Source organism: Rubrimonas sp., from assembly GCF_036788415.1.
Lineage (GTDB): Bacteria > Pseudomonadota > Alphaproteobacteria > Rhodobacterales > Rhodobacteraceae > Rubrimonas.
In genome coordinates, this window is record NZ_DAIQNN010000106.1 from 1 (window position 1) to 8,143 (window position 8,143).

Below are 8,143 nucleotides of genomic sequence, written 5' to 3' on the forward strand. Positions count from 1 at the left end.
GTGACGGTGGACGCCGTGATCCCCTCATAGCCGTTGTTGGGCTTGTAGGGGGTGAGGTTGACTGCAACGCTCATGGGCTCGGCGGCCGCCCATTCGGCGCCCCCGACGCCGTCGAGGACGGGCGCGGCCGCAGTGCGCGCGCTGGTGAGGGTCTGGCCGGCGGCCGCGCCGGCGATGACCATGGCGATGGCGCCGGCGACGAGGCCGGCTGTGCTGCTGCTTGTCATACTTTCCCCGCTTCAAGTCATACTGCGCATTTTACATTCGGGATGCGCTGAAACCCGCGTTTCTTATCTGGCAGAGTCGCGAAACACTACTGATTTTACGTGCTTGATATTTGTTGCGCAGGCGCCAGAACGTCACACGACTTTTCGACAATTTCACTTCACGGAGATGCGAATTGCTGCGCCGCCCGCGCCGGCGCGGGCGGCGCCGCGCCGCGTTGACATTCCGCCGCGCCCGCGCGCATGACAGGCGCGCTCCGGTCTTCGGGCGGGCGACCGTCCGGAGCCATGAGGGAACGCGGTGAGGGGTGTCCCGAGTCCGCGGCTGCCCCCGCAACTGTGAGCGGCGAGCCTCGCGCCCATCACGCCACTGGTCCCTGGGGGCCGGGAAGGCGGCGCGCAGGCGACGACCCGCGAGCCAGGAGACCTGCCGGAGCGGGCTCACCCTTCCGACGCGCGGGGCGCGCGCCGGGGCGGAGATCTCCGCAGCGGTGAACGGCGCCGAAGCGCGGGCCTCGCGGCCCGGCTGAGGCTGTTGGGGACGCCGGGCGGAGGGGCCGCGCGATGGAGGGGACGACAGCCGAAGCCGGGCTCGGCGCGCTCGCGGCGCTGATCGCGCGCGGTGGGCCGGCGATGGCCGCCATCGCGGCGCTCTCGGTGCTGACGCTCGCGCTGGTCATCTGGAAAATCTGGCGGTTGTCGGCTGCGGGCGCCTGGGCGCGCGACGCGGCGGAGCCCGCCGTCGCCGCATGGCGCGCGGGGCGCGAGGCCGAGGCGCAGCGGCTTGCGGACGCTTCGGGCGCCGCGCCCGCCCGGCTGGCGGCGGCTGCGATCGGCGCGCTGCGCGACTCCGCCATGACCGGGGAGGCCGCCCGCGAGGAGGCCGCGCGCGTCGGGCGCGCGGTGCTCGCCGAAGCGCGCGAGGGGCTGCGCGCGCTCGAGCTGATCGCGGCGGTCGCGCCGCTGCTGGGGCTGCTCGGCACGGTGCTGGGCATGATCGCGGCGTTTCAGGCCTTGCAGGAGAGCGGCGCGCAGGCCGACGCGGCGGCGCTGGCGGGCGGCGTGTGGGAAGCGCTGCTGACCACCGCCGCCGGGATGACCGTCGCCATTCCCGCCGCCGCGGCGCTGAGTTGGTTCGACAGCGCGGCGGAAGGGCTGCGGCTGACATTGGAGGATGTCGGCGCGCGCATTTTCGCGCGGCCCGTTCCGGCTCGGGATTCGCTCGGGATGGCGGCGCAATGACCGACGCGCTCGGCCTCGCCCCGGCGCCGGCGCGCCGCCGCATCGGGCTCGCCCCGATGATCGACGTGGTGTTCCTGCTGCTGGTGTTCTTCCTGCTCGCCGCGCGCTTCGGCGCGGAGAGCGCCGTCGCCATCGCCGCGGGCGGGGCCGGGGAGGGCTGGTCGGGGCCGCCCCGGCTGGTGGAGGTCGAAGCCGGCGGCGCGCTGCGGCTGAACGGCGCGCCCATCGAGGCGTCGTCGCTCGGCGCGGCGCTGGCGGCGCTGAGCGCGGGGCCCGACGATCCGGTGGCGCTTCGGGCGCGCGGCGGCGCCACGGCGCAGGCGCTGGCGGATGCGCTGGCCGCGCTGGAGGCCGCGGGCGCGCGGCGGGTGCTGCTGCTGGAGAGCCGCGATGCGCCTTGACCCGCCTGCGCGTCGCAACCCGCCCGACATCGCGGCGCCGATGATCAACGTGGTGTTCCTGCTGCTGATCTTCCTGCTGATGACGGCGACGCTCGCGCCGCCCCCGCCGCTGGAGGCGACGCCCCCGCAGGCCGCCCTCGCGGTGGATCGCGCGAGAGGGACGCCGACGCTGCATGTCGGCGCCGGCGGAGAGGTCGCCTTCGGACAGGCGCGCGGGGCGGCGGCGGTGGCGGCGGTTCTGGAGGGCGGCGCCGAGGCGGTTGCGCTGCTGGCCGACCGCGACGCCCCGGCGGCGACAGTCGCGGCGCTTGCGGCGGAGCTGACGGCGGGCGGCGCCGTTCGGGTGCTCTTGCGCGTGGAGCCGGTCCGGTGAACGGGCGCGGCGCCTCCTTCGGATTGAGCCTTGGCGCGGCGCTGGCGGCGCATGTGGCGCTCGCGACGGCCTTCGCGCCGCTGCTGATCGGCGCTGTCGGGCCGGGCGGGGGCGAGCTGGGCGGCGCGCCGGGCGGGGCCGCGGGCGCTCAGGTCGCGGCGGCCTCGCCGGACGTGGCGGCGCTCGCTGCGGCTTGGGATGCCGCGCCGGAGCCTGCGAGCGCTCCGCCCCCGGCGACGGCTCCCATGGAGACGGCGGCGCCCGGCGCGACGCCCGAGGCGCTTCCCTCCGCGCCCGCGCCAACGGCGCCGCCGAGGGAGGCGCCGCCTGCGCTCGACGCGGCTCCGCTTGCGCAAAAGCCCGACGCCGCGCCGGCGCTGCGGCCCGCGCCGTCGGCGCCCGCGCTTGCGGCGTCGGAGGCGCCGGCCCGTCTCGCCGCGCTCGACGCCGGGCCGACGCGCCGCGCGCCGGGCGCGCCGCCGGGCGCGCGGGCGGACGCGCGGCCCGCCGCCGTTTCCGAGCCGCCGCAGGCCGAGGCGGGTCCGCTGCGCGCGCCGCAGCCGGGGCTGCGCCCTGCGCAGGCCCCGGCGCGGAGCGCTGCGGCGCCGTCGCAGCCGCGCAAGCCGGCGGTCCCGCGGGCGGGCGGCGGCGCTCCCGCCGCGGCGGCTGAGAGCGCGTCGCAACCTGGCGCGCAGGGGGACGGCGGCGCGCGCGAGGGGGCCGGAGATGGCGATGGCGGGCGCGGCGCGCTGATCGCGGCTTACGGACGGCAAGTGCGGGCGGCGCTGGCGCGGGCGCAGCGCCACCCGGGCGGGGCCAATGGCGAGGCGCGGCTGGAACTGGTGATCGACCGCTCCGGCGCGCTCGTCTCGGCGCGGATCGCGCGCAGCGCCGGCTTCCCCGCGCTCGACCGCGCGACGCTCGCCGCCGCGCGCGCGGCGGCGCCCTTCCCGCCGCCGCCGCCGGAGCTGGAGGGCGAGCGCTTCGCCTTCGTCGCGCCGGTGTCGTTCCGGCGCTGAAGGCGCGTCAGTTGGAGGGCACGATCTTGCCGGGGTTGAGGATGCCCTGCGGGTCGAGCGCGCGCTTGATCGCGCCCATGACCTCCCAGGCTTCGCCATGCTCGGCGCGAAGATAGCCGATCTTGCCGAAGCCCACGCCATGCTCGCCGCTGACCGTGCCGCCCATGCGCAGCGCCCGCTCGGCGATGCGGGCGGAGAGCCGCTGCGCCTCTGCGCGCTCGGCCTCCACCTCCGGGTCGAGCAGGATGGCGAGGTGGAAATTGCCGTCGCCGACATGGCCGACGAGCGGCGCGATGAGAGGGCTTTCGGCGAGGTCGGCCTTGGTTTCGGCGATGCATTCGGCGAGGCGGCTGATCGGCACGCAGGCGTCGGTCACCCAGCCCTGCGCGCCGGGGCGCAGCGCCTTGCCGGCCCAGTAGGCCTTGTGGCGCGCGTCCCACAGGCGGGTGCGGTCCTCGGGGCGGGTCGCCCAGTCGAAGCCCGCGCCGCCATGCGCCTGCGCCAGCGCCGCGACCTGCCCGGCCTGTTCGGCGACGCCGGCCTCGGTGCCGTGAAACTCCAGAAACAGCGTCGGCGTCTCGGCCATCGCCGTGCCGCTATAGGCGTTGACGCCGCGGATCTGGACCTCGTCCAGCAGTTCGATCCGGGCGACTGGCACGCCCATCTGGATGGTCTCGATCACCGTGCGCACGGCGCTGTCGATGTCGGGGAAGGCGCAGACCGCCGCCGAGATCGCCTCGGGCTGCCCGAATAGGCGCAGGGTGAGTTCGGTGATGACCCCGAGCGTGCCCTCGGAGCCCACGAAGAGCCGCGTGAGGTCGTAGCCCGACGCCGATTTCCGCGCGCGCGAGCCGGTGCGGATCACGCGGCCGTCGGCGAGGACGACTTCGAGCGCCAGCACGTTCTCGCGCATCGTGCCGTAGCGCACGGCGTTGGTGCCCGAGGCGCGCGTCGCGGCCATGCCGCCGAGCGTCGCGTCGGCGCCGGGATCGACGGGGAAGAACAGGCCCGTCTCGCGCAGCGCGGCGTTGAGCGCCATCCGCGTCACGCCGGGCTGGACCACGGCGTCGAGATCGTCGGCGTTGACCGCCAGCACCCGGTTCATCCGCGACAGATCGAGGCTCAGGCCGCCCTGCGCCGGAATGATCTGGCCTTCGAGGGAGGTGCCGACGCCGAACGGCACGACCGGGCAGCCATGCTCGGCGCAGATGCCGAGGATGCGGGAGACCTCCTCGGAGGTCTCCGCCCACGCGACGGCGTCCGGGGGGCGCGGCGCGTGATGCGCTTCGTCGCGCCCATGCTGGGCGCGCACGGCCTCGGCGCAGGTGAGCCTGTCGCCGAGGAACAGCTCCAGCGCGGCGATCGCGGTCGCGACGCTCATCTGCGACCGTCGCCGCGGAGGGGGCCGTCAGCCCTTCTCGGCCTCGCAGCTGTCGCGGCCGAGAAAGCCGTAGCCGGGGCAGAACTTGAGCGCGCCGGTCAGCGCCAGCATGAAGCCGACGAAGCCCAGAAAGGCCGGAGCGGCCTGATAGAGCGCAAGCGCCACGAGCGCCACCCCGCCCCAGATGCGGAGCTTGCGCTCCTGCGCGCCGATGTTCTCGGTCACGCGGAAGTCCTTGAGACGCTGAAGAATTGTCATCGGGGTCGTCCTTGTTGTCCCGGTCAGTGCGCCATCGCTGTGCGGGCCGGGGTCACGCGCTCTGCGGCGCGAACGCGGCGGGCCAGCTCCGGCGACAAGGCTGCGTAGGCGTCAAACTGCGTCAGGAAATTGTCCCCGGTCAAGTCGTCGAGGAAATGCGACCTGCGCAGCCGATCCATCACCGGTCCCTTCACCTCCGATAGATGCAGCGTCACCCCCGAGGCGGAGAGGCGCTGGTTGATCGCCTCGAGGCTCTCCAGCGCCGAGGCGTCGATGAAGTTCACCGCCGGGCACATCAGCACGACATGCCGGATCGCCGGGTCGGCGGCGACCGCATCCAGAATGCAGTCCTCCAGAAAGCGCGCATTGGGGAAATACAGGCTCTCATCCACCCGCAGCGTGAAGATCGCGGGGTCGGTGACGACATCATGGCGCTTGACGTTGCGGAAATGCTCGGTGCCGGGGACGAGGCCGACCACGGCGAAATGCGGCCGCGAGGTGCGGTGCAGATGCAGCCCGATCGACAGCGCCACGCCCGCCACGATCCCCGCCTCGACCCCGAACCCCAGCGTGAGGGCGATGGTCGCGGCCATCGCGGTGAAATCGTTCTTGGAGTAGACCCAGACGCGCCGAATGGCGCCGAAATCCACCAGCCCGAGCACGGCGACGATGATCGTCGCGGCCAGCGTCGCCTGCGGCAGGAAGAACAACAGCGGCGTCAGGAGCAGCGTGGCGAGCGCGATCCCGAGCGCGGTGAAGATGCCGGCGGCGGGCGTATCCGCGCCCGCGTCGGCGTTGACCACCGAGCGCGCGAAGCCGCCCGTCACCGGATAGCCGCCGGTGAAGGCCGCGCCGACATTGGCCGCGCCGAGCCCGATCAACTCCTGATCGGGGACGATCCGCTGGCGCTTTTGCGCCGCCAGCGTCTGCGCGACCGACACCGATTCGACGAAGCCGACCGCCGAGATCAGCGCCGCCGACAGCGCGAGCTGGCTCCACAGCGCGAGGTCGAGCGGCGGGGCCGAGATCGGCGGCAGGCCCTGCGGCACGGCGCCGACGATCTTCACGCCCTTCTCATGCAGATCGAGCGCCCAGGTGAGAAAGGTTGTGACCGCGACCGCGGCGACCGGCCCCGCCTTGGCGGCGATGTCGGCGCTGCGCGCGCGCCAGCCCGCCCGCAGCAGCGCCGGCTTCAGCCGCTTGCGCGCCCAGAACAGGAACCCCGCCGCCGCGAGCCCGATGGCGAAGGTCCGCCCGTCGGCCTGATCGAGGTTGTCGCGCAGCGCGCCGAGGATCTCGAACAGCGTGTGGCCGGAGGCCGGAACGCCGAGAATGTGCTTGAGCTGGCTCGCCGCGATCAGCAGCCCCGAGGCGGTGATGAACCCGGAAATCACCGGATGGCTGAGATAATTGGCCAGAAACCCCAGCCGCATCAATCCCATCGCGACCAGCATCAGCCCCGACAGGAAGGCCAGCGCGATCGCGGCGCCGTAATATTCCGGCGTGCCGACAGCGGCGACCTGCCCCACCGCGACCGCCGTCATCAGCGACACCACCGCCACCGGCCCGACCGCCAGCGCCCGCGACGTGCCGAAGACGCCGTAAAGGAACAGCGGCGCGATCGAGGCGTAGAGGCCGACTTCCGCCGGCAGGCCCGCGAGCAGCGCATAGGCCAGCGATTGCGGGATCAGCATGATGGTGACGATCACCGCCGCCATCGCGTCGTTTTCGAAAGTCGCGCGGTCGTAGCGCGCGCCCCAGTCGAGGATCGGCAGATAGCGCCGCAGCGCCGCGGGAACGCTCACCACAACTTGCCGCTCTCCAGCGTCGGGCGCAGCCCGTCCATGTCGTAGCCGCCGCGGGCGGCGGCCGCGAGAATGTCGTCGGTCGGCATCTCTCCGGCGCGCGTCAGCGCCCAGATCATGCAGGAGCGGGTGCCCGAGCGGCAGTAGGCGAGCGCGGGGCGCGGGGCGTCGGCCAGCGCCGCGCCGAACTTCGCGATCAGCTGCATGGAGAGCGCGCCGGAGGAGAAGGGGATGTCGATGAAGCGCATCCCATGGGCTTCGGCGGCGGCGGCGATGTCGGCGACGGGGGGCTGGTCGGCGCTTTCGCCGTCGGGGCGATTGCAGATCAGCGTGCGGTAGCCGAGGGCGGCGGCCTCGGCCACGTCGGCGACCTCGATCTGCGGGGCGACGGCGAAATCGTCGGTCAGGCGGCGGAGGTCCATGCGGCTGTTCCCTTCGGCGACGCGCCTCAGGCGCGCGCGGCGTTCATCTGCTGCGCGAGGCTGCGCGCCAGAGCCATACCCGCAAGCATCGCCGCAAGGAACAGCGCGACCGGCCACCCGCCGAAACCGAGCGCGGGCACCACGGCGCCGGGGCACAGCCCGACGATCCCCCAGCCGAGGCCGAACACCACGGAGCCCCCCACCAGCCGGGCGTCGATGGTCTGCGACGGCGCGCCGGGGAACTCGGCGCCGAGCACGGGCCGCGCCATCCGCGCGCGCGCCGCCCAGGCGACCGCCATCACCGCGAGCGCGCCGCCCATGACGAACATCAGCGTCGGGTCCCAGGCGCCGGCCAGGTCGAAGAAGCCGAGCACGCGGGCGGGGTTGGTCATGCCGGAGATCGACATGCCGACGCCGAACACCGCGCCGGCGAGAAGGGCGAGAACGAGACGGCTCACAGCTGGATCCCCACGAGATGGCGCAGAACGAAAACCGAGACTGCGGTGCCGCCCATGAAGCACAGCGTCGCGACGATGGAGCGCTTCGAGAGCCGAGACATGCCGCACACGCCATGCCCCGAGGTGCAGCCATTGCCGAAGGTGACGCCGACGCCCACGATCAGCCCGCTGAGGATCAGCGCCGCGGGCGAGGTGGTGATCGTCATCTCCGGCGCGCCGAAGATCAGCGCGAACAGCGCCGCCGCGCCGAAGGCGCCGAGCAGGAACAGCGCGCTCATGCGCCCGGTCTCGCCGCCGCGCCAGCCGAGGCCCTGGCTGAGGATCGCGGTCATGCCGGCGATGCGGCCGTTGAACAGCAGGTAGAGGGCGGAGGCGAGGCCGATCAGCATGCCGCCGATCAGCCCGTTGATCCAGGAAGGCTCCATGCGGGAACTCCGGTCAGAGGGCGTTGAGGGGGACCTTGAGATAGGTCACGCCGTTGTCCTCGGCGGGCGGCATGCGGCCTGCGCGCATGTTCACCTGGATCGAGGGGATGATGAGCTTCGGCATGCCGAGCGTCG

11 protein-coding genes, 1 pseudogene and 1 riboswitch are annotated in these 8,143 nt (G+C 73.7%); of the genes and pseudogenes, 4 read left to right on the top strand and 8 right to left on the bottom strand.

Going from position 1 to position 8,143, the window contains the following annotated elements:
* Positions 1-227 (bottom strand): hypothetical protein (locus V7Q31_RS15820; protein WP_333834827.1); only part of this gene is annotated, 227 nt, incomplete at its 3' end.
* Positions 228-465: 238 nt separating this feature from the next.
* Positions 466-673: riboswitch (cobalamin riboswitch) on the top strand.
* 115 nt (positions 674-788) lie between these two features.
* Between V7Q31_RS15820 and V7Q31_RS15825 the strand changes: the two genes are divergently transcribed.
* Genes V7Q31_RS15825 through V7Q31_RS15840 form a run of 4 tightly spaced genes read left to right on the top strand, consistent with a single transcriptional unit; the run spans position 789 to position 3,259 of the window.
* Positions 789-1,466, top strand: a complete 678-nt coding sequence (locus V7Q31_RS15825; protein WP_333834828.1) for a MotA/TolQ/ExbB proton channel family protein — start codon at positions 789-791, stop codon at positions 1,464-1,466.
* Positions 1,463-1,867, top strand: a complete 405-nt coding sequence (locus tag V7Q31_RS15830; protein WP_333834829.1) for a biopolymer transporter ExbD — start codon at positions 1,463-1,465, stop codon at positions 1,865-1,867. Before V7Q31_RS15825 ends, V7Q31_RS15830 begins: the two co-directional genes overlap by 4 nt.
* Positions 1,857-2,240, top strand: coding sequence for a biopolymer transporter ExbD (locus tag V7Q31_RS15835; protein WP_333834830.1), 384 nt, complete (start codon positions 1,857-1,859; stop codon positions 2,238-2,240). The genes V7Q31_RS15830 and V7Q31_RS15835 overlap by 11 nt, the downstream gene beginning before the upstream one ends.
* The gene (locus V7Q31_RS15840) at positions 2,237-3,259 is read left to right on the top strand and encodes an energy transducer TonB (protein WP_333834831.1); all 1,023 of its coding nucleotides are present in this window, start codon (positions 2,237-2,239) and stop codon (positions 3,257-3,259) included. Before V7Q31_RS15835 ends, V7Q31_RS15840 begins: the two co-directional genes overlap by 4 nt.
* Before the next feature lie 7 nt (positions 3,260-3,266).
* On the opposite strand, the gene V7Q31_RS15845 is transcribed toward V7Q31_RS15840, so the two are convergent.
* The 7 genes and pseudogenes from V7Q31_RS15845 to V7Q31_RS15875 all read right to left on the bottom strand — a co-directional run.
* Complete coding sequence (locus V7Q31_RS15845; RefSeq protein WP_333834832.1) at positions 3,267-4,640, bottom strand: FAD-binding oxidoreductase; 1,374 nt, start codon at positions 4,638-4,640, stop codon at positions 3,267-3,269.
* Positions 4,641-4,667: 27 nt separating this feature from the next.
* Positions 4,668-4,898 carry a YgaP family membrane protein gene (locus tag V7Q31_RS15850; protein ID WP_333834833.1) on the bottom strand — a complete coding sequence of 77 codons (231 nt, stop codon included), beginning with the start codon at positions 4,896-4,898 and terminating at the stop codon, positions 4,668-4,670.
* A 23-nt stretch (positions 4,899-4,921) separates the two neighbouring features.
* The gene (locus V7Q31_RS15855) at positions 4,922-6,703 is read right to left on the bottom strand and encodes a SulP family inorganic anion transporter (protein ID WP_333834834.1); all 1,782 of its coding nucleotides are present in this window, start codon (positions 6,701-6,703) and stop codon (positions 4,922-4,924) included.
* Positions 6,700-7,125, bottom strand: coding sequence for a TIGR01244 family sulfur transferase (locus V7Q31_RS15860; protein WP_333834835.1), 426 nt, complete (start codon positions 7,123-7,125; stop codon positions 6,700-6,702). Before V7Q31_RS15860 ends, V7Q31_RS15855 begins: the two co-directional genes overlap by 4 nt.
* 26 nt (positions 7,126-7,151) lie before the next feature.
* On the bottom strand, positions 7,152-7,532 hold the full coding sequence (locus tag V7Q31_RS15865; RefSeq protein ID WP_442976676.1) for a DUF6691 family protein: 381 nt from the start codon (positions 7,530-7,532) through the stop codon (positions 7,152-7,154).
* A 47-nt stretch (positions 7,533-7,579) separates the two neighbouring features.
* Positions 7,580-8,008 (bottom strand): YeeE/YedE family protein, encoded by a 429-nt coding sequence (locus V7Q31_RS15870; RefSeq protein WP_333834837.1) that lies wholly within the window; start codon positions 8,006-8,008, stop codon positions 7,580-7,582.
* Between the two features lie 13 nt (positions 8,009-8,021).
* Positions 8,022-8,143 (bottom strand): annotated as a pseudogene (locus V7Q31_RS15875) (MBL fold metallo-hydrolase); the annotation flags it as partial.

Bases quoted from the DNA above. Each gene is read 5' to 3' on its own strand.
- V7Q31_RS15845 (WP_333834832.1), bottom strand. From the start codon at position 4,640: ATGAGCGTCGCGACCGCGATCGCCGCGCTGGAGCTGTTCCTCGGCGAC.
- V7Q31_RS15835 (WP_333834830.1), top strand. From the start codon at position 1,857: ATGCGCCTTGACCCGCCTGCGCGTCGCAACCCGCCCGACATCGCGGCG.
- V7Q31_RS15825 (WP_333834828.1), top strand. From the start codon at position 789: ATGGAGGGGACGACAGCCGAAGCCGGGCTCGGCGCGCTCGCGGCGCTG.
- V7Q31_RS15850 (WP_333834833.1), bottom strand. From the start codon at position 4,898: ATGACAATTCTTCAGCGTCTCAAGGACTTCCGCGTGACCGAGAACATC.
- V7Q31_RS15830 (WP_333834829.1), top strand. From the start codon at position 1,463: ATGACCGACGCGCTCGGCCTCGCCCCGGCGCCGGCGCGCCGCCGCATC.
- V7Q31_RS15865 (WP_442976676.1), bottom strand. From the start codon at position 7,532: ATGTCGATCTCCGGCATGACCAACCCCGCCCGCGTGCTCGGCTTCTTC.
- V7Q31_RS15860 (WP_333834835.1), bottom strand. From the start codon at position 7,125: ATGGACCTCCGCCGCCTGACCGACGATTTCGCCGTCGCCCCGCAGATC.
- V7Q31_RS15870 (WP_333834837.1), bottom strand. From the start codon at position 8,008: ATGGAGCCTTCCTGGATCAACGGGCTGATCGGCGGCATGCTGATCGGC.